Genomic DNA, 26,008 nt, shown 5'->3' with positions numbered 1-26,008 from the left:
TAGACAGAAAGCCAATTGTAGTCGGGCAAAGTGGGTCTATTTTTGTTTATCCTCTCAAAAAATAGTCGCGTGACTGGGATGTTTAACCTGAAGTTTATTCCGTACATCAGAGTTTTTCACGTTATTAAAGGTCTGAAAGTATCTACTGCACATCAGCACATCAGCACAAAAATCTGTTGACAAGCAATAATTACACGCATCATTCAGCGTCACAAGGTAGGCGTAGCTTCCCCTTTGCAGCGAAAATTCACTATCAGCAAGCAGTAATTCTGGTGAATACGCTTATGATTTCATGCGTTGCCCTTCCCACTTAGCAACAGCTTCTTAAAATCGTATCGTGGCTCACATTCCGTCTCTTCAGTCAGCGCCTGGATAACGGGTTCATCAAGCCGGGATACCGTGGAATAAAAATAGATCGTCCTGACAACCAGATGTATGTGATCCCTTTGCACATTTAGCTCAACTGCTGTGCATGCCTTAGTTCTATCGTAGATATACTGCTCTAAAACTCTTCACCTAGGTTGCCTTTGAGGATTTTGTATCCGTACATCGGGGTTTTCATACAAGATGATACAGAAAGCGACAGAATGCGTGGAAACCACATTCATCTCTGCTTATCCAATTTACTTCTGGTCTGCGGATAACAAACCGGGGCAGTATTTAGATTTAGCATGGGCGGTCTACGTAAAAAGCCCGACATGAACGATCGCATTCTCCACAGGAGGTGAGCTAAGTCTGACAGCAAAACGCCCCTATTCAGGGGCGCTAGTTTCAACAACTACTTATCAAAAAACCGTAACCGCCAGCTCTGGAATGTGCGCGGCATGGTGCGTAATTCGTTACCCTGAGTGCTAAAGTAGTGCAACTGAGGTTTGCCCTCTTTGTCGCTGTCGATACGCGCAGCCCAGATATCGTTTTTGGTGTACATAATTACTGCATTCTGGATATTTGCGGCACCGCGTACCCACATTCCCACCACGGTAGCACCAATATTATCAAGGTCATCCTGGTAGATGTAGACGTTCGCCGTATCCACAAACTTCTCATAATCATCGCCGACCAGGTCATGAAAGCGTTTATCCATCGCTTCATCGCGCAGGATGCCCATCGTCAGCAGCGTGGATTTCTGCCGCGGATCTTTCTCACTGAGCATGTATTTACCATCGATAAAGCCGCCGCCCGGCATCGACAGGCGACATCCCCATTCGGCATTGGTATAGACCTGAAGCACACCGCTGCGACGTGGGATTAACAGCACCTTGCAGTTACTGGTATCAATGATGTTCTCCACCAGAGCCATGCCGTAGATTTTGCGGGCTTCCGCTGTATATTCATCATGGTTACGCCCAGCCCATACGCGAATGTCAGTATTCACTGACCACTCCGCACTGTGGCTAAGCTGAAGTGTGCCGCCGCTCATATTCGGCGCACTCATGTTCCACCACTTGCCTTCCCAGTTAAACTCTGGTGCCACATCGGACAGCAGGCTAATTCCTTCGTAATAAGCACGTTCGATACAAGTATCTGAAGTGCAGCTATTAAGCGACTTCTCCCAGTCAGTATACTGTTTGTGGACGGCATTCGAGTCACCCTTCACCAGCATCGAGCGGTAGATTATTGTCAACGTACTGTCGAGCCAGTGCAGATTGTCGTTGTTGCAAATGGTGTTTTCGACCGGCGTAGCCGCGCGCTGGCAATTAACAGCCCAAGCACTGGAGCCGTATAACACCATAAATACAATCATAATTTTCATCAGACGAAGTAGCATTTTGTATGTTCTTTAGCCAAGGCGGCGGCTATTTTGGCGAAATAATTATCTTAATGCAATATGTTCAGAAGGTAAGTAATGACATATCATTTTAAGTTCTCAGATACTTCTGTTAGTTTATTATATTACATATGTAATTTGAATCGTCAATGCATGAAAATTGATAACAGAAATTATATATTTATAGCGATTTCACTACAAATCCTCGCTATTGAATTCCCGCGTACACCACCAGGCATTGAACACAACACGGGATGTACGTGCCCGTAGAGCAGCCAGTGGTAGATGGCGATCCCGGAGGTTTCGACGATGGTCAACGTAAAGAGCGTAGAGAAAGTGGCAACATCCCTTACCCGTACAAAGCCTGTTACGATCGTCAGAAATGCCTATTCTAATTTTGATAAAAACACTTTCCGCACGAATAAATTTAAATACTTGGAGGATCCTTGACGCCCTATCGGCAATGTGAGCCAGCTAAATCACACGGTCAAATATAAAAAACTCTACTTTAAGCATGCTTATTAAGTTATATTTAAAATCGTGCAGCCACTGCTATTAACCAACTGGTATATTTAATAGCCTATAGCTGAAATATATTTTTGGGAATAGTTAATAAGATTTTATTAATTTCCATTATGGTTATGGTATGCCCCACAACCTGAATTTGATAAACTCCGCACTCAGTTCAAAAAGGGGGACAGAAAACGCGCAACCAGATGGCATTCGAGATTGTGTTTTTTGAGTTAGTTGCGTTATCGAACTCAATAGAATGCTTATGTTTTACTTTGCCAGATCAGCAAGCTAATACTACCGTCCAAAATGTCCCAACATTTACTACACACTTCACCAATAAAAAAGCCGAAGCAAGATACTCAGCTTCGGCTTTTTTGACTGGCAACTGCGTTTAGCAGATTTAGAACTCAGTCCATTCCTCTTCCATCATATTCACGCTTTTCTTCGATGTTGCCACCTTCGCCACGTTCTCAACCACCTTCACTTTATTGGGCTGAGGCTGTGTACTTTTCCGGATTACCGCTCCCCGGCTGGAGGGTGCAAATTTTCTATCTTCAATAGTAAAGACAGAAACCGTATCAAACAGATGTTTTGCATTAACGCTCATGCTCTCAGTAATCGCCGCCGATTCTTCAACCATCGCGGCATTCTGCTGCGTTGCCAGATCCATCTCGTTGATAGCCGTCGCAACCTGGCTTACACCCGTGCTCTGCTCTTCAGACGCCTGACTAATCTCCTGCATAATGTCGCTTACGTGGGTCACCGACGCCACGATCTCGTCCATGCTTTTACCAGCATCGGCAATCAATCGAGCGCCATCATCGACATTTTTCACTGACTCATTGATCAGATGGCTAATCTCTTTGGCTGCATCTGCGCTGCGCTTGGCAAGATTTCGCACTTCTGTTGCCACCACCGAGAAACCACGGCCTTGTTCTCCTGCCCTGGCAGCCTCTACAGCCGCGTTCAGCGCAAGAATATTGGTCTGATTCGCAATACCATCAATCACGCTGTTAATTTCGGAGATTTTCCGTGCACTTTGCGAGATCTTATCCATGGTACTCACAACGCGGCTCATGACAATAGAGCCATTATCCGCCGCTGTACGGGCCTGGTGAGAAAGACCATTTGCCTGCCGGGCATTTTCGGCGTTATTAGAGACGGTAGTTTTAATCTCCTCCATGCTGGCCGCAGTCTCTTGCAGCGCACTCGCCTGCTCTTCAGTTCGCGATGCCAGATCGTGATTACTGCTATCAATCTCATTGGCGTTCACAGTAATTTGCTCTGAGGACTCTCGTACCGCCGAGATAATTTTTGTGATAGATGACTGCATCCCCTTCAAGGACCCAAGCAGGGCCCCAATTTCATTAGCAGCCCCCATCTCAAATTCGTGACACAGGTCCCCTTCACCAATTTTCTCCAACGCCAGTGAAGCAATTTTCAATCTATCGAAAACATTCTTTTTAATAAGCCAATAGGAGAATAAAGAGATGGCAATAGCGATAATCAGCAAGACAACAGCATTTATCAGGAAGATATGAGTATCATCATTGAATGCCTGACTCATTTTTTTCTGAGAGGAGACAACAAAGTCCATATACTTATCAATAGAATGTTCAAATGCAACCTCACGTGTACCATTATCAAAGCCGTGATTATTATAGGCTGCCAGAGACTGCATATTCGCAGTATAATTCTCAACTAAGGCTTTAAACTTCTGAACAACATCGGTAGAAAGTACTTGCGCTTCCTCATTATCAAAGGAATGTTGTCCCTCAAACCGCCGTAAATAATCTTGAGCTCGTCCAAGGTTAGTCTTGATAGACTTAACTTTCTCCTCATAAAGTTCGCGACTTACTGTTGGGTCATTATAGACATAGTTGATATCGCCACGAACCTGAGTTAGGGAGTTGCTTAGATTCCCCAGATAGCGCATATTATCCGTTAAGTTCTGCGCATCGCTAAAGGAAACAGATACAGTATTTATCGATTTTATAGCAAAGGTTGATATCAATACTATCATTAAACATAGAGTAATCAATATCGCCTTTATAAGCGTCGATATTTTTAATTTTTTCATATTAGATCTCTGTCAATAACAAAACACCTTGCAAAAGGAGAGCAATCCCGTAAATGTCACCAATTACAGGCACCCTTCTTTGCGCATCGCGCATCTAAAATGTACATTTTAAAAACACACCAAACCTAGGAATGTTCTTATGAACATATTACCTATTGAGGATCTAAGTGCAATTTATTTCACACAAAACAATCTTGAGAATAATGAGCACAAAAAGCCGTAAAATAGCGCAAAACGAATGCTAAATGGATTAAGGATTAATTTACCCCTCCCAACGCCATAAGAAGTTGGGCAAGCTGTTCAAAAATAGAGGCCATCATATTTTCGAAGAAAGGCGCCAGCGTGTACATAATAAGAGCAAGTGCTCCCATACCTACGGTCAATGTTAGCGGGAAGCCAATCACAAAAATAGATAGCTGCGGTGTAAGGCGATTAAGCAGCCCAAGCGTCAAATTGATACACAGCAGAAGAGTTATTACGGGTAGGCCAAGCAGGATCCCGTTACTGAAGATAATACCGGCGGATTTCACAAAAAAGAAGAAACCTTCCTCATTTAGCGAGGTATCGCCAATCGGCAGCAAAGTGAAGCTTTTCACAAGAATATTCAACATCCACAAATGTCCATTGAACGTGAGAAAGAGCAGCATCACTAACAAGTTTAAGAGCCTTGCCACCACCGGCATGTTACCGCCGCTGGAAGGATCATAGAAGGTCGCAAAGGAGAGTCCCATTTGCATGCCGATAATCTCACCGGCATGCTTTACCGCCACAAAGATAAACTGCACGGTAAGCCCCATCAGCACACCAATCAGCAGCTGCTGAACTGCCACCATGAGGCCTTGAAGCGAAAATATTCGCACGCCGGCATCCGGCAACAGCGGCGCAACCAGAGCAGTAATCAATACGGCAAGACCCACTTTCACCTTTTTGCTAATGCCAGCTTCGCTAAAGAAAGGGGCTGTACTAAATAACGCAAGGATCCGAAATAGGGGCCAAAGCCCCTGATTGATTAGAGGGTAGAGATCAGCGACCGAGACGGAGAACATAGCTATCCAATAATATACGGCAGGCTATTGAACAGCGAGCGCGTATAGTCAAGAAAGAGGTTCAGCATCCAGGGCCCTAATGCAATCCCTACTGCAACAATGGCCAGGATTTTCGGGATAAAGGAAAGGGTCATTTCGTTAATTTGCGTTGAAGCCTGTAGGATACTGACGATCAAACCAGTCAACAGTGCAGTCAACAGCAAAGGGGCGGCGATAGTTAATCCCACTTTTATCGCCTGGAACCCTAAAGCCATGACGCTTTCTGGTGTCATTTTTTCTTCCACTTAACTAAAAAAACTTTGGGCAAGGGAGCCCATTAACAACTGCCAACCATCAACTAACACAAACAACATCAGCTTAAAGGGTAGAGATATAGTGGCAGGCGGCACCATCATCATCCCGAGCGCCATCAGCACACTTGCCACGACCAGATCGATAATCAAAAAAGGGATAAAGATAGTGAAACCAATCTGAAACCCAGTTTTCAGCTCGCTGGTAATAAAAGCAGGCATCAGCACCCGCAGTGGGACATCTGCCTGGCTTTGGAAATTATCCACTTTCGCCAGACGTGCATATAGCGCCAAATCGGATTCCCGTGTTTGCCCAAGCATAAAGGTGCGCAGCGGCTGCATCCCCTTATCCAGGGCCGCCTCCATCGAAATTTTATTTTCGGATAATGGCTGCCAGGACTCATCATAAATCTGGCTAAAAACGGGTGACATCACAAAAAACGTCAGAAACAGCGCAAGCCCCAACAGAACCTGGTTCGGCGGAGTAGACGGCGTCCCCAGCGCATTGCGCAACAGCCCCAGCACGATGATGATGCGGGTAAAACCGGTCATCATCAGCAGGATAATCGGCAGGAAGGTGATTGAGGTCAGCAGAACCAGCGTCTGAACTGGCAGCGACCACCCCTCACCACCGTTCGTTGAGTGAGCCAGTATGATGTCGCCGTTTGCCGCAAATGCATTGTGAGCGGGCAAAAAAAACATCAGTAGCGCCAACAGACCTACCGGGAGGATAAAAGAGACATTGCGTGAAGATAACAGGGTCATTCTGCTGGTCCTGCCTCGCGTTTAGTTAACAGCTTCTTTAGCGTGGCCTGGAAATCTGTGCCACCGGAAAATGGAGCGTTTTTCTCTTCCTGCTCAGGTCTGTCAAAAGTGGCAACACAATTAATCTGTTGGCCTGTCACCCCAAGCAGCAGCCGCTTATCCTGCATATCCACGACGACCAGGCGCTCGCGCTGGCCCAAAGAGTGGCTGGAGATAACAGACAGTCCGGAGGCTGAGTGCAGCCTCCGGTTTACGCCTTTAAAGCGCCGAACGGCCCAGACAAAACAAGCAGCAATCACCAGCAAAGCAACCAGCCCGCCGCCAAGGTTTGCCAATAGAGATCCCGGCGTCGCCGGATCGAGATAAGGCGTGGCCGTATGGGCCTGTGTCTGACCTTTCATTAGCGGCTCAGGCGGTGCATACGCTCGGAAGGCGTAATAATATCGGTAATACGAATACCAAACTTATCGGACACGACGACCACTTCGCCCTGAGCAATCAAATAACCATTGATCAGAATATCCAGCGGCTCACCGGCAAGCCCTTCTAAGGTCACAACCGAGCCCTGGCTTAAGCGCAGCAGCTCCTTGATTGTCATTTTGGTACGACCTAATTCCACAGTCATTTTGACCGGGATATCAAGTATAAGCTCCATATCTTCAGAGAAGCTGGCAGCAAGAGCCTCTTTCGCAGAAAGACCACCTACGGATTGCTGTTCACTCATCGCTTCACCCCAAAGATCGTCTATAGCCTGCTTATCATCACCAGAATTTGGTGTGGTATCACTCATTGGGGAACGACTCCTTTTTTAACGCTAATAAAGCGGGGCTCATCATGCTCTCAACTTTCAGAGCATATTGATTATTCACACAACCATATTTACCCGACAGAACAGGTACACCGTCCACCCGGGCTTCAATAGTCTCTTGTTTATCAATCGGTATCACATCACCGACCTTCATTTTCATTACTTTCGACAGGCGCGCAGGGATATCAGCAAAACTAGCCACCAGCTCAAGTCCAGTCTCTCTGAGCTGTGAAGAGAGCGTACTGCGCCACTGCTGATCTTCCTGCTTAGAGTTTTCCAGCGGCGGGCTAGTAAGTAGCTCGCGCAGTGGCTCAATAATGCTGAAAGGAATACAAATATCGAATTCGCCACGATGAGCACCAATTTCAACGTAAAAAGGTGTCGTCACCACAATATCGTTTGGCGAAGAGGTGATATTGGTAAACTTAACCTGAATCTCGGCACGTACATATTCTGTCTTCAGCTTAAAGATCGAGCTCCACGCTGAATCGTAAGCTTCAAGTGCCATCGTCAGCATACGCTTAATGACGCGCTGTTCGGTTGGGGTAAACTCCCGGCCATCGGCCTTCGTTGGGAAACGACCATCCCCACCAAACAGATTATCTACCGCCATAAACACCAGATTTGGCGAGAAGACAAACAGCGCCGTCCCGCGCAGCGGATTCATATGCACCAGGTTTAAGTTGGTCGGCACCGGCAGGTTTCGAGCAAACTCATGATAGGGCTGAATCTTAATATTCCCGGCAGTAATATCCGGGCTACGACGCAGTAAATTAAACAGCCCTATACGAAACTGGCGAGCAAAGCGTTCATTAATAATTTCCAGTGAATGTAAACGCTCACGAACAACACGACGCTGGGTGGTGGGATCGTAAGGTTTAATCTCGCTTTCTAACGCCGTACCGCCTGCTGGCTCTTCACTTTCAGCGCTGCTGCCGCCATTTAACAGACGGTCAATTTCATCCTGAGATAGGATACTGTCAGACATAGACATTACCGTAGAATAAAGGCATTAAATAAAACATCGTTGACATATATACTTTGGTGAGATGCAACAGGTTTACTAATAACTTCTTTTATTTTATCAATAAGCTGTTTTTTACCCACTTCCGTAGACAGCTCTTTTGCTGCCTGATGCGCTAACAATATAAAAATACGGCTGCGAACTTCTGGTAAATATTTTTCCGCAAGCGTTTTAGAGTGTTCGTCTTTGACGCGCAGCGTTAATCCAATGTAGATAACGCGATCCTGATCGTCGCCGTCTGGCTGCAGACTAACGGTAAATGTCTCCATTGGAACGTAGAGCGGCGTTTCGTTGTCGGCTGACTTACGGTTATTATTGTTATCATTCTGTTTATTTCCCGCAACATTGCTCTGCAAACTTTTCATTTCATAAAAAGTATAGCTGGCAAGTCCGCAGGCAGCGATTGCGACAAACATCAGTAATATCACAAGCAGCGAGTTTTTTTTACCACCGGCCGCAGCCTTCTGGTTCTTTTTCGTCATTTTCTTGAAAAACCTTGTTCTGAAATAGTCCAGATAAATAGAGAATGGCTACCCGGATGAGCAGCACATTCTATTACACCCGGAGCCGGGAACAATTCACTAAAAAACCAGAATTGTTGTCCCCAATTCCCTCTATGAATGTAATTATTAAATAAATGTATTTATTCCGTTAGAATAAGTCCGCTGCATCACTACAAGTGGTTCACTCTCTTCGTCCGCGATCCTGCCATTTCCGTTACCGTTGCCCTCTTCACTGTGCTGCTGTCCTGAAGAGTGCTCAGACTCAAATGCCTCCTGCCAGGCAGGGGATTCAGACCCCACACTGCTCTGTCCCAGCTCAATGCCTGACTCCGCAAGCGAGGTGCGCAAATGTGGCATCGCAGCTTCAAGTGCGGCGCGCACCTGGTGGTTCTCCGTCACAAAGTGCAGCTGGGCTTTATCGCTATTCAGACGTAAATTAATCTGCAGGGAACCCAGCTCTTCAGGGTGAAGGCGCAGCTCAGCGTTATGGACGCCGTTGCGGGTAAAATAAGAGAGCTGATGGCTGAGAGCCTGCTGCCAGGCTGGCGTTCCTACCGTCTGGTTTATCATTGTGCCTGGAGTCTGTGACAGCTCCGGAGCACGGGCAGCCGCCTGGGTATTTGCGCTGGTAAGAGAATGCAGTGCGCCGTTTGCCATAACGCCGAAACGGTTATCTGTATTCTGGAGCGGCTGTGTCCCCCCCTGCTCCTGCGTTTTCAGCACTGCAGGCAGGATCTCCTTACCCAGCGGTTCTTTACTGTTCTGTAACGTACTTGTTGCGTCATCACCGTTTTCCTGAGCTTCATGCACGACTTCTGCAAAACGCTTAGGAACCATGCGATCTTCCACCGATACCTGCGCCATCAGGCTGCGCATCGGTGCTTCGCTGGCAACATGCACGTCAACATCAGGCAGAGCAGCCTGAGATTCTGCCGCCTGCAAGCCTTTCTGTGCCACATCGGCCAGCCCCGGTGTAGCGACGGTAAGAGGTTGCGCCTGAACCGGCTCTGTCGCGGCTGGCAGTGCTTGAATATTCGTGACGAGCTGCTGGAGCTGATGCTGTTTTATCTCACCATCTACAGGCTCAGGGGAGACCCCTGTCTCCACGTCCACCGGCGGTGCAACAAGCTCCGCAAGCGTAATATCAAGCAGAGGTAAAACGGCGACGTCAGCTTCAGCATCCGCGCTCTCCTCTTTTTTGCCCGGTAGCTTACCGCCATTTGCAAGTGGCAAGCTCTGCTCCGGATTTTCCGTCGCAGCCATGTTCGAGGTATCTTTCCCTTTTGGCTGAGTCTTTTCCTCAAGGGTTGCCAGGAAGTCCGGTTCATCCGACGTTTGCGCGGCAGGTTTTGAAGACGGAGAGGCAGAGGCGGCATTAACGACGGGTAATATCTTGGCGATCATAAACTTTCTTTTCCCATACACGCACGCTGTGCGAATTCATCCATCGCCTTCTGTTCCTGGCGATTTTCTTTCATCATTCTGACCGCATCACTGCGACTTTTTAGTGTTTCAAACGCATTAAGGCGCTGCTTGTCCCGGCGCCAGGCCTGAAGTGTCTGATCAACCATATCCTTACATTTGGCGACGTGCCCGGAATGCTGCTTAACCACCTTCCCCAGCGAGTCAATAAAAGACTGCCGGTTTAACAGCTCAGCCATAGAAATCCCCTCACCGGAAACCGTCGCGTGGAGCTGCTGCTGATACTCAAGCTTAAAGCCCTCCAACTGAGTAAGCTGGGTAGTTGCACGAGTGTAATTCTGCTGCACTTTACCAAGTTCAACGGTGGTATCGCTCAACGTCTTCTCGGCCATCTCGCGCAAGAAATCCATCGGACTGGTCATCGCCATTATTCAGTGTTCCTGTAACGTTAAGTAGGTCATCAGTCTCGTCAAGCCTCGGAGATGAGCTTCGTTAGCGCATCGCAGGCCTCTTCATAACGACTGCTTTCATGGATCCCCTGCTGTAAAAATGCCTCCATTCCTGGATAGAGGCGGATGGCATTATCCAGCATCCTATCGCTACCGGCGGCATAGGCCCCCACGCTAATCAGGTCACGATTGCGCTGATAAGCTGAAAGTAGCTGTTTGAAATTTTGAACTTTTTTATAGTGTTCCGGATTAATCAGTTCGGTCATGGCACGACTGATTGAAGCTTCAATATCAATAGCTGGATAATGTCCGGATTCCGCCAGACGGCGAGAAAGCACAACGTGCCCATCAAGAATGGCTCGCGCGGAGTCTGCAATCGGATCCTGCTGATCGTCCCCTTCGGTGAGTACGGTGTAAAACGCGGTAATAGACCCTCCACCTTTTACGCCATTACCCGCGCGCTCCACGAGTGCCGGGAGTTTAGCAAATACCGAAGGCGGATAACCTTTGGTTGCTGGTGGCTCGCCGATGGCCAACGCAATTTCACGCTGGGCCATCGCATAACGGGTCAGGGAATCCATAATGAGCAGCACGTCCAGACCACGATCGCGGAAATCTTCAGCAATACGGGTGGCGTAAACCGCGCCCTGCATACGCAAAATCGGAGAGACGTCTGCAGGAGCAGCAATGACGACCGAACGCTTACGTCCGTCCTCACCGAGGATATTCTCGATAAAGTCTTTTACTTCACGTCCACGCTCACCGATAAGACCAACCACAATCACATCAGCTTTGGTGAAGCGTGCCATCATGCCAAGTAATACACTCTTGCCCACACCGGAACCAGCAAACAGCCCCATACGCTGACCACGTCCAACGGTAAGCAGACCGTTAATGGCTCTCACGCCCACGTCGAGCACGTTTTTAATCGGGTCACGCAGCAGCGGGTTAACGGTTGGTGTAAACAGAGGTGCATGATGTTCGCAGGCCGGAGGTGGCAGGCCATCCAACGGACGAGCACTGGCATCCAGCACGCGTCCCAGTAGTTCAGGCCCAAGAGGAAGCTGCTTGCCTTTAATAACGCCGTCGCCAATGCCTTCCGGCGCATAAACGCGTGCGCCGGGTAAAATACCGTCCACGTTCTCAAGCGGCATCAGGTACAGACACTGCCCGTTAAAACCCACGACCTCGCTCTCAACCCGATCAAGTCCGTGACTGGACTGACGCTCAACGATACAGAGTGTACCAATAGGGAGCTTCAGCCCCACGGCCTCCATCACCAGGCCCGTCGCACGAGTGAGCCTGCCGTACTGACGATAAGCAGGCAGGGCTGCCATCTGTTTCTCTTTACGACCGATTGCATCCAGCCACTTTTTCAAACGCATTGTCATGCGATCAGATCCTCGCGGGCAAGCTGACACAGCTCCTGCCAACCGGTCGTAATAGTGGCGTCATATTCGCCCTCTTCAGAGGTCAGGCGGCAGCCCCCCGGAAGAATGTCGTTATTGGTATGTAGCTCCCAGCCCAGAGAGGCCAGAGACGCGCCAATTTTGTCCTGCACCATTTCAAGGTCGTTTGGATGGATCCACAGCTGGGCTTTGCCCTTAAACAGCGTATCTTTTTGCAACAGGAACTGGATCTTCTCCATCAGCACCGAGTTGTCGCTGACCACGTTCTTGCCCAGCATCGAGCGGGTGGCCATGAGCGCAATCTGCACCAGACGCGCGGGAATAACGCTGTCGAGGTTATCGAGCGTGATTTTAAATTCATCGCACCAGCTGGCGAAACGTGCCGTCGCCGCTTGCTGTTCGCTCAGGGCCTCAAGACGGCCTTTTTCTGCCCCCTCCTGCTGCCCGTGCAGAAAACCATCCTCATAGCCTTGCTTCTTGCCCTCTTCAAGGCCTCGTGCCATGCCCTGCGCCATGCCTTTTTGCTCGGCCTGGCTGTACAGCCGGGCAATTTCCATCTGGATTTTCTCATCAGACTGCAAATCGACCGGCAGGGATTCAATGATCTCCTGCTCGCCGGGTACAAACTCTTCGAGCAGGTTTTGCGGCTGCCAGCTCTGCCAGCCGCCTGAGTGGTTACGATCAGATGTAGGCATCGTCGCTTCCTCCCAGAACCACTTCACCGGCCTCAGACAGACGACGTACAATCAGCAGAATATTCTTCTGCTCGGCCTCAACCTGAGACATACGCACTGGACCACGAGAAGCCAGATCCTCCACCATGATATCCGCCTGACGGCGCGACATATTGCGGAAGAACTTGTCACGCAGCGGCTGCTCGGCCCCTTTGAGCGCAATGATGAGCGATTCGTTTTCGATCTCCTGCAGAATGCGCTGAATGCTACGATCTTCGATGTCAACCAGGTTTTCAAACAGGAACATTTCGTCAATGATCTTCTGAGCCAGTTCCTGATCGTATTCGCGTACCGCTTCGATAGCGGCATCTTCCTGCTGACTCTTCATCAGGTTCAGAATTTCTGCAGCAGGACGAACACCACCCATCTTGCTACGTTTGAGGTTCTGTCCGCTCAGCAGGCCGTTCAGCACTTCAGTCAGCTCCTGCAACGCCGCAGGCTGTACACCGCCAAAGGTGGCAATACGCAGCATGATGTCGTTACGTTCACGATCATCAAACTTGCTGAGGATATCGGCAGCCTGATTACGCTTAAGGTGAACCAGGATGGTCGCGATGATCTGAGGATGCTCGTCGCGAATCAGATCGAATACCGTCTGTGGATCCATAAAGTTCAGCGTTTCGATGCCGTTTGCACCGTTCTGCGAATCCAGCAGATCCTCAAGCAGGCTGGAGGCACGTTCTTCACCCAGTGCTTTCACCAGCGCGCTGCGCAGGTAATCGTTGGTGTTAACACTCAGTACGGCAAACTCGCTGGAATCACGCTGGAAATCAGCCAGCACCGAGTGTAAATCTTCATGGGTAAATCCGCCCATGTTAACCATGGAGCTACTAATCTGTTTTACTTCATGCGTATTGAGATGTTTGAACACCTCGGCGGCCAGACCATCACCGAGGGTTAACATCACAATCGCGCTTTTATCAAAAGCATTCATGGTTATTTTGCTTCCTTATTGATCCACTGGCGGATAACCAGAGCAATAACGCGTGGTTCCTGCTCGGCCATTCCACGCAGCCTCTGCGTATTGAGTTCAACTTCCACACGCTGCTCAGCCTTCGCTCTTTCGCTGCTTTCAGCTTTACGTTTATGCGCATCCTGCTGGGCCTGGCGGGCCTCTTTTTCTAGCTCAAGACGTGCCAACAGCGATTCCTGATGGCGAGTCCAGGCTGGCTGTACCGCTTTGCGCCACAGTATCCACGCGATGATCGCAATCGCCAGATAGCGAGCAATAGACATCAGAAGGTTGAAGAACTCCTGCTGCTTCCAGAACGGCGGAGCCACTTCTTCATCAGCAAGACTAAAGGGTGAGTTAACCACGTTAACCGTATCGCCACGTGTCGCAGAGTAGCCAACCGCCTCTTTCACCAGCGCGGTAATCTGTTCCATCTGTTCTTTAGACAGCGCAACAAGCTTGCCCTCTTTATCGGGTACATAGTTCACTACGACCGCCACCGACAGACGTTCAACATCACCCATATTGCGCTTGGTATGGGTCAGCGTGCGATTGAGTTCGTAGTTGGTTGTATCGTCCAGGCGGCTGTTGTAAGGGATACTTGTCGGCGCAGTCTGAGCATTATTGCCCTTCGCTGCACCGTTTTGCCCCTGAGTGTTCCCCTGAGCGTTCCCCTGCGCATTGTTCGTGCCCGCAGTCTGAGTAATAGGTGCAGTCGCTGGCGTAGGAGGGGTATTGCTAAGTGCTCCCGGTACACCGCCAATTGCGTTGCGGCCTCCCTGCTGAGAATTGCTGTTCTGTCGGCTGCGAATAGCCATTTTGTTAACATCGGTATTCGGCTGGAACTGCTCGTCAGTCTGCTCATGCAGCGTGAAATCAAGCTGTGCGGTGACCTGTGCCTTCACATTGCTGCGCCCTACCAGCGGCATCAGAATGGCCTGAATACGCTGCTGATAGTCCGCTTCCAGATCGTTGGTAAATTTCAGTTGGGAAGTTTGTACCGCCTGCGCCCCCTTTTGTGTCAGCAGGCGCCCGCTCTGATCAACAATCGTCACGTTGTCGGCGTTCAGACCCGGCACCGCACTGGCAATCAGGTAGCTAATGGCGCTGACCTGACCTGAGTCCAGAGTGCGGCCATTGCTCAGGTTAACCGTGACCGAGGCCGAAGCGGCTTTCTGTTCGCGAACAAACATGGAAGGTTTAGGAATAGCCAAATGTACACGCACGCCGCGAACCGGGCCGAGCGTTTCAATGGTGCGCGCAAGCTCACCTTCTAACGCTCGTTGGAAATTAACCTGCTCGCTAAACTGGCTAATGCCGAATTTTTCCTGATCGAGCAACTCAAAACCAACTTCGCCACCTTTTGGCAGACCAAGCTGGGCAAGTTTCAGACGGGCTTCATAGACTTTATCTGCGGGTACGGTGATTGCGCCGCCGTGTTCAGTAAATTTGTACGGGATATTCATCTGGGATAGCTGAGTAACAATAGCTCCGCCATCCTGATCGCTAATATTGCTATAAAGTACCCGATAGTCAGGTGTCTTAGCCCAGAACAGTAACCCGATGAGAAGCGATAATGCCGCCGCAACAGCAAAAGCCAAGACTAATTTAGGACTGGAACGCAGGCGTTCTAGCACTGCCATCATATTAACCGTACTATTTTTTTTGATATCGTTTGTTGTGGCATTCATGCCATAAGTCCTGTAAGAAATTAGATAACGTGAATAGACGCAACGTCGCGGATCAACACTGCCAGTTCGGATATCAAAGCAAGACGCTAAACACGCAAACAGACAAAATTCCAGCGGCGTATTATCTGCTAATTAGATTTTTTCGAAGCACCAATAAGCTCAAACTTCTGACAGCTTTTCGGATTATGTTAGTTGACACCCTGCATGTTAATCTTTCGTTATTAAAGAAAGGCAGGAACGTCTGCTTGATTTTATTAAGCTGACTGACAGGAGAGAGTTGTGTCGATACAATCAATAAATGGTGTTCTGGACCAGATTAATTTCCAGGTCCAGCAGGTTGCTACGTCGCAGAGAACACCGTTCACATCTGGTAACGCCGGCGCCGAGAGAAAGCAACAATTCTCTGACATATTGTTTAATAGCCTTAACACTATTAGCACGATGCAAACACAGGCAAAGAATCAGGCTCAGGATTATATGATGGGCTCAACAAAAGTTGGACTGAATGACGTAATGATTGACATGCAGAAATCATCTCTGGCAATCAATTTCGGTGTTCAGGCGCGCAATAAGCTAGTCAATGCATATCAGGAAATCATGAGTATGCCAGTGTAATTATCAGCTTATTGTCCCGACTTCTAATTACGTCAATTATATTACTCTATTCACCGCAACGCTCACATTTTAATCATGCGGCACTCATTCTTGTTAATCACAGCAATGTTCTGACACGCCAGTGATAATCACAGTGGTACGTAACATGGACTGTTTCTGTAGCAATAGCAGTAGTAGCAACACTATATCGAACAAAAAACATGCGAATTCAGGAAGCATTAAGTGATAAAGACTTGCAGAGGATTGGCGAGTTAATTTATCAACGAGCAGGAATTGTTGTTAACCAACAAAAACGGGATATGGTCTATAACCGCCTATCCCGTCGTTTGCGCAAACTGCAGTTGACCAGTTTTACTGACTATATAAATAGCCTTGAGGCAGACCCCAATAGCGCAGAGTGGCAGGGGTTTATTAATTCACTGACCACCAATCTGACTTCATTCTTTCGGGAATCGTACCACTTTCCGATACTGGCAGAACACGCAAAAAGCAGACCGGCAAATTATAGCGTATGGTGTGCCGCCGCCTCGACCGGGGAAGAGCCTTGCTCCATCGCCATGACGCTTGAGGAAACGCTCGGACGCACGCACGCAGGTCCGCGAGTATGGGCAACAGATATTGACACAGAGGTCTTACAAAAGGCCAGCAGCGGGATTTATCGGCTGTCCGATTTGTCCAGCCTGACGCAGCTCCAAAAGCAGAATTTTTTTCTGCGTGGTACCGGTGCCCAAAGTGAATTTGTAAAAGCCAGAAAAGAGTTGCTGTCGACGATTCACTATCAACGGCTCAATTTATTGGACAGCAACTGGGATATTCCAGCGCCTTTTGACGCCATTTTTTGTCGCAACGTAATGATCTATTTCGATCAGCAAACCCAGGAGCGGTTGTTACAACGCTTTGCAAAAATGTTGAAGCCGGGCGGCATTTTGTTTGCCGGTCATTCTGAACATTTTGGTAATACGCGTGGTGCTTTTAGGCTGCGTGGTCAGTCGGTTTATTACCTGACCCAGGAGAAATGATGAGTAAGATAAAAGTCCTGTGCGTTGATGATTCAGCTCTAATACGCAGCCTCATTACTGATATCGTGAATAGTCAGCCCGATATGGAAATGGTGGCAACCGCGCCTGACCCTCTGATAGCAAGGGATCTGGTTAAACGCTTTAATCCAGATGTGCTGACGCTTGATGTGGAAATGCCACGCATGGACGGTCTGGATTTTCTTGAGCGTCTGATGCGTCTGCGCCCGATGCCAGTCATCATGATCTCATCGCTGACCGACAAAGGTTCAGAGATAACATTGAATGCGCTGGAGTTAGGTGCTGTGGACTTCGTCACCAAACCACAAATGGGACTAAAAGAGGGCATGCTGCAATATGCCGAGCTGATTGCCGATAAGATTCGTACCGCCTCAAAGGCGAGTATTCAGCGTCTTAAGCATAATTCCCCGGCGATCAAGACCCTTACCAGCCCTCTGGTTAGCAGTGAGAAGATTATCGCAATTGGTTCATCTACCGGCGGGACCGAAGCACTGCGTCAGGTGCTTGTACCCATTCCGGTAACCTGCCCAGGTATCGTCATCACTCAGCACATGCCGCCGGGCTTTACCCATTCATTTGCGATGCGCCTTAACGGGCTATGCCAGATTTCGGTGAAAGAGGCTGAGGATGGCGATCGCGTCCTGCCGGGACACGCCTACATCGCACCGGGTGACCGACACATGGAACTAACCCGCAGCGGTGCAAACTACCACGTCAAAATTAATGATGCGCTACCGGTCAACCGCCATCGTCCATCGGTTGACGTACTCTTTAAGTCCGTTGCCAAATCCGCCGGTAAAAATGCCGTGGGCGTAATTTTAACCGGAATGGGGAACGACGGTGCGCAGGGGCTTTTAGATATGCATAACGCCGGTGCCCATACGCTCGCCCAAAGCGAGAAGAGCTGTGTGGTCTTTGGCATGCCTCGTGAAGCTATTGCGCTCAATCCCAAAACGGAGGTTGTCGATCTGGTCGACATCAGCCAGAGGATGCTCAACAGCGTTGTGGGTCAAGCTCGCCGAATTTAATGCATTTTTACAACACTCAGCGTTCCCTTGAGATGAGCGCTTCTTTCTTCACAGGATATTGATTGATATGGCAGATAAAAATTTACGCTTCTTAGTTGTCGACGACTTCGCCACCATGCGCCGCATCGTGCGTAACCTGCTTCAGGATCTGGGCTACAAAAATGTAGAAGAGGCCGAAGACGGTCAGGATGCGTTAAACAAGCTGCGCAGCGACAAGTTTGACTTCGTGATCAGTGACTGGAACATGCCAAACCTCGATGGCCTCCAACTCTTAAATGAAATCCGCAAAGACGATGCGCTAAAAAGCACCCCGGTACTGATGGTCACCGCAGAGGCGAAAAAAGAGAACATTATCGCCGCCGCACAGGCCGGTGCTAATGGGTACGTTGTGAAGCCATTTACTGCAGCGATTCTTGAAGAGAAGCTCACTAAAATATTCGAAAAGCTTGGGTGGTAAGCGATATGAATACAGCGGAGAACCGACCTTTAGACGATAACAACAAGGAAGATATCTTTTCACGAGTTGGTCATCTTACACGTTTGCTGCGTGACAGCATCGCCAATTTGGGACTGGATCGCGCCATTATGGACGTCGCAGAAGTCATCCCGGATACCCGCGATCGCCTGAATTACGTTGTCGGAAAAACCTCGCAGGCGGCGGAATGCGCTCTCACTTGCGTAGAAATCGCCCGCCCACTGCAAGATGAACTGAGCACCCAGGCTAACGGGCTGAAAAGCCGCTGGGATGACTGGTTTGAGCATCCGGTTGAGCTGACTGACGCCCGGAAACTCGTCGATGATACTCGCCAGTTCTTAAGCGACACGCCAGACATCGCCAGCAAAACCAACAGCCAGCTGATGCAAATCATGATGGCGCAGGACTTCCAGGATCTCACCGGCCAGGTTATCCAGAACATGATGCAGCTTATCGAAACCGTTGAGCGCGAACTGGTACAAGTGCTGCTGGAAAATATGCCTGAAATGGTACTGCAAGTTCGGGAAGAAAATGCCCCTACCCTGAAAAATGGCCCGCAGATTAACCCGAATGTCACAGGGGTAGTCGCCTCCCAGGATCAGGTTGACGATTTGCTTGAGTCGCTTGGTTTTTAACTTTGCAGTCCATTATTGCTTTATCACGTAGCGCCGGGGTTTCTGAACCTTCTTTAGCCGTGTTAGTCCGCCATTACCGTAGTTTGTTTAGCAAAAACCATGTCTGAAGAAAGTGATGTAGAAAAAACAGAGGACCCCACACCCCACCGAAGGCAAAAAGCCCGTGAAGAGGGGCAGATTCCTCGCTCAAAAGAGCTTACCTCTATCCTGATGCTGCTGATTGGCTGGTTATTGATGCTGGTTGGCGGTCATCATGTTGCCTCCCGTCTTATGCTTCTGCTGCATGACGGTTTGACGTTTGACAGTCTGCTGGTGTCGGACCTCAATGTGACGCTAAGTCGGGCCTGTAAGCTTCTCAGCATGGCGATGTTTTCTGTGCTGCCTATCCTGCTTGGGCTCTTTTTTACCGGGATTGCCTCGCCAGCCATACTCGGCGGGATAAATCTGAGCGGCAAGGCATTAAAAGTTGACTTAAAGCGTTTGAATCCGCTTTCGGGTCTAAAGCGCATGTTTTCTATGCAGGTCGTATCCGAACTGCTTAAAGGACTCCTGAAAGTCGTTCTGGTTGGCGCAGCCAGCTCCCTGTATCTCATCGGCAACAAAGCCCATATGATTCAGCTGGTTTATGAGCCACTCCCCAGCGCGCTGGAAAACAGCACCGGGCTTATCTCCAGATGCTTACTCGTTGTAGTTGTAGCGCTGATCCCACTGGTGGGCTACGACGTTGTCTACCAGATAATGAGCAACCTTAAAAAGCTGCGCATGAGCCGTCAGGAGATCCGCGACGAGCACAAATCTCATGAAGGCGACCCGCACGTGAAGGGGCGCATTAAGCAGCTACAGCGTGCAGCAGCACGTAACCGCATGATGTCCGACATTCCTGATGCGGACGTTATCGTTAATAACCCGACGCATTATTCGGTCGCACTTAGCTACAAGGAAGGCAGCAAAGGTGCGCCCATCATGCTCGCGAAAGGCGCTGGTGAAGTGGCATTGCGCATTCGTGAAGAAGCAGCGAAGCATAAAATTCCGATGCTTGAAGCACCGCCGCTTGCTCGAGCGCTCTATCGTCACTGCGAAATTGGCGACGAAATCCCTTCGGCACTCTACGAAGCCGTCGCTGAAGTTCTCGCATGGGTACACGGCCTGAGGAACTGGCGCAAAGGCCAGGGTGTGTTACCTAAAAAGCCTAAAAATCTGCCGGTGCCTGCGGCGCTGGATTTTGAACAAGTACAAGAGAGTCAAACGTGATGGCAAACTTAGCCACCAAACTACATCTACCCAACCTGAAACAGACCCAGTGGCAGATAATGGCCGGGCCCGTGCTGATCATGACCATTCTGGCCATGATGATCCTGCCCCTACCCGCTTTTATTCTGGATCTGCTGTTCACCTTTAATATCGTCCTGTCTTTGATGATCTTACTGGTTGCGATGTTTACCCAGAACACCCTGGAGTTCTCAGCTTTTCCGACCGTGCTGCTCTTCTCCACCCTGTTACGCCTCGCGTTAAACGTCGCCTCTACGCGTATCATTCTGATGCACGGACACAACGGGGAAGCCGCTGCGGGTCAGGTTATCGATGCCTTCGGCCACTTCCTGGTCGGCGGTAACTTCGCTATCGGTATCGTGGTCTTTACCATCCTCATCATCATCAACTTCATGGTAATTACCAAAGGTGCCGGACGTATCGCCGAAGTGGGCGCGCGCTTCGTACTGGATGGGATGCCAGGTAAGCAGATGGCTATCGATGCCGATCTGAACGCCGGGATCATTGGTGAAGAGGAAGCGAAAAAACGCCGCTCAGAAGTGACCCAGGAATCTGACTTCTACGGCTCTATGGATGGTGCGAGTAAGTTTGTGCGCGGTGATGCCATCGCCGGTATTCTGATCATGGTGATCAACGTTATCGGCGGGCTTATCATCGGTATTATCCAGCACGACATGAGCTTTGCCGAAGCGGGTGAAACCTACACCCTGCTAACCATCGGTGATGGCCTGGTTGCGCAGATCCCAGCACTTATCATCTCGACCGCCGCTGGTGTTATTGTTACTCGCGTTGCTACCGAGCAGGACGTGGGTGAGCAGATGATGGGCCAGCTGTTCAAGAACCCAAGCGTCATGATGCTCTCCGCAGGGGTCATCGGCCTGCTGGGGATGATCCCTGGTATGCCGAACTTCGTCTTCCTGCTGTTTACCGCTGGTCTGCTGACGCTGGCCTGGTGGGTCCGTGGTCGCCAGATTAACGCCCCTACAGACGCCGCTAAGCGTGATAAAAAAACGCTGGATCAGGCAGAAGATCAAGCATCTGCGGTCACGGAAGCTTCCTGGGCCGATGTACAGCATGAAGACGTACTAGGCCTGGAAGTGGGCTACCGTCTCATCCCAATGGTAGACAACGATCAGAACGGTCAGTTGCTGACCCGAATTCGTGGCATACGTAAGAAATTCGCCCAGGAGATGGGGTTTCTGCCTCCAGCGATCCATATCCGCGACAACCTCGATCTTGCCCCAACGGAATACCGTATTTTACTTAAAGGCGTTGAGATTGGCCGCAGTGAAGTTCAGCCAGAACGCTGGATGGCAATCGATCCTGGCTGTGCCGAAGGTAAACTTGCCGGCACACCAACGACAGATCCGGCCTTTGGTCTTCCGGCGGTGTGGATTGATGAAGTGTTGCGTGAGAACGCGCAGATCCTGGGCTACACCGTGGTCGATCCAAGTTCTGTAATCGCAACCCACTTAAACCACCTGATAGCCATGCACACCGACGAGCTGTTTGGCCGTCAGGAAACCCAGCTGCTGCTGGAGCGCCTGACCAAAGAGATGCCGAAGCTGGTTGAAGACCTGATCCCGGAAACCATCTCACTCAATATCTTCCATAAGGTGCTGCAAAACCTGCTGGCCGAACGGATCTCGATTCGCGATATGCGTACGATCGTCGATGCGCTTGCAGAATGCATCAGCACCCAGAGCGATCCGGACGAATTGACCGCCCTGGTACGTATTCGCCTGGGCCGCGCCATTACTCAGCAGTGGTTCCCGGGCAACGGTGACATTGAAGCTATTGGCCTGGATCTCAATCTCGAAAGGCTGCTGATTCAGGCCACTCAGAGCGGCAGCGCCATTGAGCCAGGCATTGCCAATACGATTTTGCAGCACACCGAAAAAGCGATCATGCAGCAAAGCGCCGTTGGCGCACCGTTGGTACTGCTGGTGAACCAACCGTTGCGCTTTATGCTCTCGCGCTTCCTGCGCCGGGTATATCCACAACTGACAGTACTGGCAAACCAGGAGATAACCAGTAATCGCATGGTACGTATGGCCTTTATAATCGGAGCGAAAGAGTGATACTGCCAAAATTAACCGCAATATCGCTTCTGCTCTCCCCACTGCTGGCCTGCGCTGCCAGCGGTGGCGGCTGGAACGGTTATTCTGTGGGCGGCACATTGCACATGGGCAAACAGGAGCTGGTCAGCCGCCCTTTACAGCCCAATCTACCACCCCACGGGCGCATTCACCGGATAGCCTGGCAGATAACCTTGCTCCGCCCGCAGCCCGCAGGATTGAAAATCAAACTGTGCAGCCAGCAGCGCTGCCTGCCCCTCTCGTCTTTGTCCGGGCGGCTCGAGGTACATAACACCTTTCTGGCCCGCGGCCCTTTTTACTTCGTCTACTATGTAGGTACGCCGGGACGGCTCTCCAACCCAATGACGGTAGTAAAAAACGAGCTATCAATTACCTATAAGTTTGAGTGACATAAAAAAGTCCAGACTGAATCTCTGGACTTTTATTATGCAATAACAGAAGGTTCACTTATGCCGGATAATAATTCTGCCCTACGCAACGTTCAATACCCAAATCCCCTTCACCATCTCCCCCAATAAAACGTCAGGCGCAGGAATATTTATCGCCTGTTTCAACACGCCATTCAGCCAATAAGGGATAAGACTAACAATTAAAGAGAACGAACCGTTACTCATTAAGTATTGGCGCAGATTACGTACAAGTTGCCAAAGGCTATATACTGCCAACGCAGGCAGTCCGCCCGTACCGGGCAGGATAATCATTGGGGAGAAGAGGGAAGGAAAGCGAGGAGAAGAGTCAAAGGCTATGTTTACATGGGTAAAATAGCCTCTGCGTCATTAATGGAAGGCGGCGATGTACTGCCGGGTGTAGGCCTCGCTGCATTTTTTCCCGATATGCAGTGAAGACATATCTTTTTTCAGAAAATCAAGACGCTTCTGGAGCGTTTTTTTGATTTCCACTTCATTATTCACAAGACATTGGAGCAGAGATGCAAAGTTCTCCTTCTCCTTTTCCATCATATCCGCAGGTTGTTTTGCCAGTACGTCAGAAACGGCCGTTACATACATTTCCGCTAATTCAATAAACTCATCCCATTTACTCTCTTTTGCCAAAGTAAGCAGGTTTTCATTCAACTGATAAACTTTCTCATACTCCAGGGGTAACACATTAGCCATAGTTTGCCTGCTTTTTCTTAGGTTCAATATCTTTCCATGTGGTGGCAAGGTTCGTTAATATTTCGCTAACCTGAATCAGTGACGAAGGGTCATTACGAATATTTGCTTGAAGCAACGTTCGGGACATGTACTCATAAAGCCGCTCAAGATCGAGTGCAATCTCCTGCCCTTTTTCATGATCCAAAGCGCTGCGTAGCCCATTATCAATGATGTTGATAGCCCGGGAAATCATCTCGCCGCGTCTGGCTATATTACCACTTTCAAAGTAGATTTTTGCCCGCAGCACCGCGTTTATCGCACCGTCATAAAGCATCGTAATAAGCTGATGGGGCGTCGCCCCTGCCAGCTGGCTTTCAAGGTCAACGCTGGCGTATGCCTTAGTTCCCTGTTTCGAGTACACATTGGCTCCATTATAAAGAGATGACGGGAAAAACCTCCCGCGAGACCGATGACAACCCTCCCGTATAAAAGAAAGGTCTGGTTCTCACCAACCAAATTTTTATTGCTAAATAGCATTCCTGCGAACAGAGAAGAAGCACTCCCTTCTCTGCTCATAATCAGGCGAGGAAAATCCCCACCGGGTTACCTATATCCTTACAGTGTGGCAAGCAAGGAGTTAAGCTGGTTGCTCAGGTTATTGAGCTGCGACATGGTGCTGTCCAGATTCTGGAACTGCACGCGGTAGCGTTCTACTTGCGCATCAATCAGCTTCTGGGTTTTATCCAGCTGGGTATCCATCAGCTTGACCTGTTCATCCAGATCGTCTGTTGAAAGCTTGATAACGCCCTTGTTGTCTTTATCATCCGGATCGCCGACGTATTTATTGACGATATCCTGAAGCTTGGTCGCCATGCCCTCATTTTCGCCGCGCCCAATAAACATATCGCCAATCCCGTCCGGGTTATCGGCAATGGCCTTATCCAGCTTATTGTCATCAAGCGTCAGCGTGCCGGTTGCGGCATCAATTTTGATCCCAATGTCTGCAAGCGCGGTAAACGCATCTTCGTCGCTGCCGCCGACTCCGCGATCGCCATAGGTGCCGTTGATCGTCGTACGGATTTCAGCAACCATGCCACGCAGGGTGGAGTCACCCATCAACGCGCCGTTCTGGCTGTTCTGGGTAGCAATGTCATCACTACCAAGCCCGGATGTATCATTCTGCACATACTTGCTGGCCGCAGAGGTCAGCTTGATTAAGGCGTTATACTTATCAACAAAATCCTTTACGCTGCTTTTAATCGCCGAAGTATCTGAAGTCAGCGTGAGCTGTTCTGATTTGTCATCTTCGGATACCGCTTTCAGATCCAGGGTCACGCCAGTAATGATATCGGTAATGTTGTTAGAGGACCGGGTATAATCACTGCCGTCTACGGTGAGCATCGCATCCTGGGCTTTGCTCACGAGCGTCATTGCGTCACCATTATCAGGGCCGTCAGACGGGTTGCCCCCGTTAGAGGTGTTAAGGATAGACCCCAGCTTGTCATCACCATCCACGCTGACGGAAAGCTCGCCTGCACTGCCGGTATTTTTAGCGGTGAATACCAGCTGGTAGCCGTCATCGGTACGCTGTACAGAAGCGGTCACATTGCCTTCTGCCTTGTTTACCGCTTTAGCAATCTGTGACAGTGAGGTTTCATCATCAGACAGCTCAACGGTCGTTTCTTTTCCGTCGCCTGAGGTGATGGTAATAGTACGGGTGCCACCAGTGGTGCTGCCCTGCAAAGTATCCGCATCGTCAAAGCCCGCAGTTTTAATTTTGTGTGCGGTTGCCAGCTGGTGCACGGTAACGGAGTGAGTGTCCGCCTGTGCGCCTGCGCCAGCCGTAGCGGTAAACGCTTTGTTTGAGCTCACGGTGAGCGCACTAAAAGCATCGCCGGTCAGTTTTTTAACGCTGGCTTGCAGATCGGACATCGCACTGGAAATTTGTCCCCACGCGGAAATCTTTGCTTTATAAGTATTTTGCTTGATCGCGTAAGGCTGCAGACGCATCTGTTCTGAGGCCCGAAGCTGGTCGAGCATTGCAGCTGTATCCAGTCCGGAACCGATACCTAATGATGATATCCCCATGACACTCTCCTGTTTAATTCAATTATCGACTGAGGCTCGTTATTAGTTATCGGTTTGAGCGACATAAAGCTTAATTTTTTGTGGTTATCTCATCAACCTTAAGCCCCAATAAAAACACACTCTGTCGCTATTCAGCGGATAGATTCCCAGGCCTTCGCCCCCCTCAGAACGGAGCGAAAGCCAATACAATGAAATAGCCGCAATAATTGCGCCA

Annotated in this window: 26 protein-coding genes and 1 pseudogene; 8 read left to right on the top strand and 19 right to left on the bottom strand. The window is 49.6% G+C overall.

Translation table 11 applies throughout. From position 1 onward, the window contains the following. Positions 1-416: 416 nt before the first annotated feature. The 16 genes and pseudogenes from RTU33_RS19185 to fliF form a co-directional block, all read right to left on the bottom strand. A pseudogene (locus tag RTU33_RS19185) lies at positions 417-618 on the bottom strand (transposase); the annotation flags it as partial. Positions 619-778: 160 nt separating this feature from the next. Beyond that, positions 779-1,768 carry a hypothetical protein gene (locus RTU33_RS19180; protein WP_312629474.1) on the bottom strand — a complete coding sequence of 330 codons (990 nt, stop codon included), beginning with the start codon at positions 1,766-1,768 and terminating at the stop codon, positions 779-781. A gap of 913 nt (positions 1,769-2,681) precedes the next feature. Beyond that, complete coding sequence (locus RTU33_RS19175) at positions 2,682-4,361, bottom strand: methyl-accepting chemotaxis protein (protein ID WP_312629473.1); 1,680 nt, start codon at positions 4,359-4,361, stop codon at positions 2,682-2,684. Positions 4,362-4,618: 257 nt separating this feature from the next. After that, on the bottom strand, positions 4,619-5,407 hold the full coding sequence (gene fliR, locus RTU33_RS19170; RefSeq protein ID WP_312629472.1) for a flagellar biosynthetic protein FliR: 789 nt from the start codon (positions 5,405-5,407) through the stop codon (positions 4,619-4,621). Positions 5,408-5,409: 2 nt separating this feature from the next. Continuing rightward, positions 5,410-5,679, bottom strand: a complete 270-nt coding sequence (gene fliQ, locus RTU33_RS19165; RefSeq protein WP_312629470.1) for a flagellar biosynthesis protein FliQ — start codon at positions 5,677-5,679, stop codon at positions 5,410-5,412. A gap of 12 nt (positions 5,680-5,691) precedes the next feature. After that, on the bottom strand, positions 5,692-6,399 hold the full coding sequence (gene fliP, locus RTU33_RS19160; RefSeq protein WP_312629486.1) for a flagellar type III secretion system pore protein FliP: 708 nt from the start codon (positions 6,397-6,399) through the stop codon (positions 5,692-5,694). Between the two features lie 59 nt (positions 6,400-6,458). Next, a complete protein-coding gene (gene fliO / locus RTU33_RS19155; protein ID WP_312629469.1) occupies positions 6,459-6,863 on the bottom strand; it encodes a flagellar biosynthetic protein FliO in 405 nt (134 codons plus the stop codon). Then, positions 6,863-7,252, bottom strand: a complete 390-nt coding sequence (gene fliN / locus RTU33_RS19150; RefSeq protein WP_312629468.1) for a flagellar motor switch protein FliN — start codon at positions 7,250-7,252, stop codon at positions 6,863-6,865. The genes fliO and fliN overlap by 1 nt, the downstream gene beginning before the upstream one ends. Beyond that, positions 7,245-8,258 (bottom strand): flagellar motor switch protein FliM, encoded by a 1,014-nt coding sequence (gene fliM, locus RTU33_RS19145; protein ID WP_312629467.1) that lies wholly within the window; start codon positions 8,256-8,258, stop codon positions 7,245-7,247. Before fliM ends, fliN begins: the two co-directional genes overlap by 8 nt. A 5-nt stretch (positions 8,259-8,263) precedes the next feature. Further along, complete coding sequence (gene fliL, locus RTU33_RS19140) at positions 8,264-8,776, bottom strand: flagellar basal body-associated protein FliL (RefSeq protein WP_312629466.1); 513 nt, start codon at positions 8,774-8,776, stop codon at positions 8,264-8,266. Between the two features lie 147 nt (positions 8,777-8,923). Next, entirely contained in the window at positions 8,924-10,201 is a 1,278-nt protein-coding gene (locus RTU33_RS19135; RefSeq protein WP_312629465.1) for a flagellar hook-length control protein FliK, read from the bottom strand. Further along, a complete protein-coding gene (gene fliJ / locus RTU33_RS19130; RefSeq protein ID WP_312629464.1) occupies positions 10,198-10,647 on the bottom strand; it encodes a flagellar export protein FliJ in 450 nt (149 codons plus the stop codon). Before fliJ ends, RTU33_RS19135 begins: the two co-directional genes overlap by 4 nt. A 41-nt stretch (positions 10,648-10,688) precedes the next feature. After that, a complete protein-coding gene (fliI, locus tag RTU33_RS19125; RefSeq protein WP_312629462.1) occupies positions 10,689-12,059 on the bottom strand; it encodes a flagellar protein export ATPase FliI in 1,371 nt (456 codons plus the stop codon). Continuing rightward, positions 12,056-12,772, bottom strand: coding sequence for a flagellar assembly protein FliH (locus RTU33_RS19120; protein WP_312629459.1), 717 nt, complete (start codon positions 12,770-12,772; stop codon positions 12,056-12,058). Before RTU33_RS19120 ends, fliI begins: the two co-directional genes overlap by 4 nt. Beyond that, complete coding sequence (gene fliG, locus RTU33_RS19115) at positions 12,759-13,745, bottom strand: flagellar motor switch protein FliG (RefSeq protein ID WP_312629457.1); 987 nt, start codon at positions 13,743-13,745, stop codon at positions 12,759-12,761. Before fliG ends, RTU33_RS19120 begins: the two co-directional genes overlap by 14 nt. Before the next feature lie 2 nt (positions 13,746-13,747). Continuing rightward, on the bottom strand, positions 13,748-15,454 hold the full coding sequence (gene fliF / locus RTU33_RS19110; protein ID WP_312629455.1) for a flagellar basal-body MS-ring/collar protein FliF: 1,707 nt from the start codon (positions 15,452-15,454) through the stop codon (positions 13,748-13,750). A 279-nt stretch (positions 15,455-15,733) separates the two neighbouring features. On the opposite strand from fliF, the gene fliE reads away from it, so the two are divergent. The 8 genes from fliE (at position 15,734) to RTU33_RS19070 (ending at position 23,001) form a co-directional block, all read left to right on the top strand. After that, on the top strand, positions 15,734-16,069 hold the full coding sequence (gene fliE / locus RTU33_RS19105) for a flagellar hook-basal body complex protein FliE (RefSeq protein ID WP_312629452.1): 336 nt from the start codon (positions 15,734-15,736) through the stop codon (positions 16,067-16,069). A gap of 200 nt (positions 16,070-16,269) precedes the next feature. Next, positions 16,270-17,088 carry a CheR family methyltransferase gene (locus RTU33_RS19100; RefSeq protein WP_312629451.1) on the top strand — a complete coding sequence of 273 codons (819 nt, stop codon included), beginning with the start codon at positions 16,270-16,272 and terminating at the stop codon, positions 17,086-17,088. Beyond that, complete coding sequence (locus tag RTU33_RS19095) at positions 17,088-18,134, top strand: chemotaxis response regulator protein-glutamate methylesterase (RefSeq protein WP_312629485.1); 1,047 nt, start codon at positions 17,088-17,090, stop codon at positions 18,132-18,134. Before RTU33_RS19100 ends, RTU33_RS19095 begins: the two co-directional genes overlap by 1 nt. Positions 18,135-18,201: 67 nt before the next feature. After that, entirely contained in the window at positions 18,202-18,591 is a 390-nt protein-coding gene (gene cheY / locus RTU33_RS19090) for a chemotaxis response regulator CheY (protein WP_312629450.1), read from the top strand. A 5-nt stretch (positions 18,592-18,596) separates the two neighbouring features. Next, complete coding sequence (gene cheZ, locus RTU33_RS19085) at positions 18,597-19,244, top strand: protein phosphatase CheZ (protein ID WP_312629448.1); 648 nt, start codon at positions 18,597-18,599, stop codon at positions 19,242-19,244. A gap of 99 nt (positions 19,245-19,343) precedes the next feature. After that, the gene (flhB, locus tag RTU33_RS19080) at positions 19,344-20,495 is read left to right on the top strand and encodes a flagellar biosynthesis protein FlhB (protein WP_312629446.1); all 1,152 of its coding nucleotides are present in this window, start codon (positions 19,344-19,346) and stop codon (positions 20,493-20,495) included. After that, entirely contained in the window at positions 20,495-22,594 is a 2,100-nt protein-coding gene (flhA, locus tag RTU33_RS19075) for a flagellar biosynthesis protein FlhA (protein WP_312629444.1), read from the top strand. Before flhB ends, flhA begins: the two co-directional genes overlap by 1 nt. After that, the gene (locus RTU33_RS19070) at positions 22,591-23,001 is read left to right on the top strand and encodes a flagellar protein FlhE (protein ID WP_312629442.1); all 411 of its coding nucleotides are present in this window, start codon (positions 22,591-22,593) and stop codon (positions 22,999-23,001) included. The genes flhA and RTU33_RS19070 overlap by 4 nt, the downstream gene beginning before the upstream one ends. Positions 23,002-23,388: 387 nt before the next feature. On the opposite strand, the gene fliT is transcribed toward RTU33_RS19070, so the two are convergent. The 3 genes from fliT to fliD form a co-directional block, all read right to left on the bottom strand. After that, positions 23,389-23,727, bottom strand: coding sequence for a flagellar protein FliT (gene fliT, locus RTU33_RS19065; protein ID WP_312629440.1), 339 nt, complete (start codon positions 23,725-23,727; stop codon positions 23,389-23,391). Next, positions 23,720-24,127 carry a flagellar export chaperone FliS gene (gene fliS, locus RTU33_RS19060; RefSeq protein ID WP_312629438.1) on the bottom strand — a complete coding sequence of 136 codons (408 nt, stop codon included), beginning with the start codon at positions 24,125-24,127 and terminating at the stop codon, positions 23,720-23,722. The genes fliT and fliS overlap by 8 nt, the downstream gene beginning before the upstream one ends. Positions 24,128-24,321: 194 nt before the next feature. After that, positions 24,322-25,794 (bottom strand): flagellar filament capping protein FliD, encoded by a 1,473-nt coding sequence (fliD, locus tag RTU33_RS19055; RefSeq protein WP_312629436.1) that lies wholly within the window; start codon positions 25,792-25,794, stop codon positions 24,322-24,324. Between the last annotated feature and the right edge of the window lie 214 nt (positions 25,795-26,008).

The sequence above is a fragment of the Scandinavium sp. genome (assembly GCF_032012665.1).
In the GTDB taxonomy this organism is placed as follows: domain Bacteria; phylum Pseudomonadota; class Gammaproteobacteria; order Enterobacterales; family Enterobacteriaceae; genus Scandinavium.
This window is presented reverse-complemented; position numbering and strand designations above follow the sequence as displayed.

Coding starts and splice junctions, on each gene's coding strand:
- flhA (WP_312629444.1), top strand. CDS start 20,495: ATGGCAAACTTAGCCACCAAACTACATCTACCCAACCTGAAACAGACC.
- fliR (WP_312629472.1), bottom strand. CDS start 5,407: ATGTTCTCCGTCTCGGTCGCTGATCTCTACCCTCTAATCAATCAGGGG.
- fliM (WP_312629467.1), bottom strand. CDS start 8,258: ATGTCTGACAGTATCCTATCTCAGGATGAAATTGACCGTCTGTTAAAT.
- fliI (WP_312629462.1), bottom strand. CDS start 12,059: ATGACAATGCGTTTGAAAAAGTGGCTGGATGCAATCGGTCGTAAAGAG.
- fliQ (WP_312629470.1), bottom strand. CDS start 5,679: ATGACACCAGAAAGCGTCATGGCTTTAGGGTTCCAGGCGATAAAAGTG.
- fliG (WP_312629457.1), bottom strand. CDS start 13,745: ATGAATGCTTTTGATAAAAGCGCGATTGTGATGTTAACCCTCGGTGAT.
- fliJ (WP_312629464.1), bottom strand. CDS start 10,647: ATGGCGATGACCAGTCCGATGGATTTCTTGCGCGAGATGGCCGAGAAG.
- RTU33_RS19175 (WP_312629473.1), bottom strand. CDS start 4,361: ATGAAAAAATTAAAAATATCGACGCTTATAAAGGCGATATTGATTACT.
- cheY (WP_312629450.1), top strand. CDS start 18,202: ATGGCAGATAAAAATTTACGCTTCTTAGTTGTCGACGACTTCGCCACC.
- fliN (WP_312629468.1), bottom strand. CDS start 7,252: ATGAGTGATACCACACCAAATTCTGGTGATGATAAGCAGGCTATAGAC.
- fliT (WP_312629440.1), bottom strand. CDS start 23,727: ATGGCTAATGTGTTACCCCTGGAGTATGAGAAAGTTTATCAGTTGAAT.
- fliD (WP_312629436.1), bottom strand. CDS start 25,794: ATGGGGATATCATCATTAGGTATCGGTTCCGGACTGGATACAGCTGCA.
- fliF (WP_312629455.1), bottom strand. CDS start 15,454: ATGAATGCCACAACAAACGATATCAAAAAAAATAGTACGGTTAATATG.
- flhB (WP_312629446.1), top strand. CDS start 19,344: ATGTCTGAAGAAAGTGATGTAGAAAAAACAGAGGACCCCACACCCCAC.
- RTU33_RS19095 (WP_312629485.1), top strand. CDS start 17,088: ATGAGTAAGATAAAAGTCCTGTGCGTTGATGATTCAGCTCTAATACGC.
- fliL (WP_312629466.1), bottom strand. CDS start 8,776: ATGACGAAAAAGAACCAGAAGGCTGCGGCCGGTGGTAAAAAAAACTCG.
- fliO (WP_312629469.1), bottom strand. CDS start 6,863: ATGAAAGGTCAGACACAGGCCCATACGGCCACGCCTTATCTCGATCCG.
- RTU33_RS19120 (WP_312629459.1), bottom strand. CDS start 12,772: ATGCCTACATCTGATCGTAACCACTCAGGCGGCTGGCAGAGCTGGCAG.
- RTU33_RS19100 (WP_312629451.1), top strand. CDS start 16,270: ATGCGAATTCAGGAAGCATTAAGTGATAAAGACTTGCAGAGGATTGGC.
- RTU33_RS19180 (WP_312629474.1), bottom strand. CDS start 1,768: ATGCTACTTCGTCTGATGAAAATTATGATTGTATTTATGGTGTTATAC.
- fliP (WP_312629486.1), bottom strand. CDS start 6,399: ATGTTTTTTTTGCCCGCTCACAATGCATTTGCGGCAAACGGCGACATC.
- RTU33_RS19135 (WP_312629465.1), bottom strand. CDS start 10,201: ATGATCGCCAAGATATTACCCGTCGTTAATGCCGCCTCTGCCTCTCCG.
- cheZ (WP_312629448.1), top strand. CDS start 18,597: ATGAATACAGCGGAGAACCGACCTTTAGACGATAACAACAAGGAAGAT.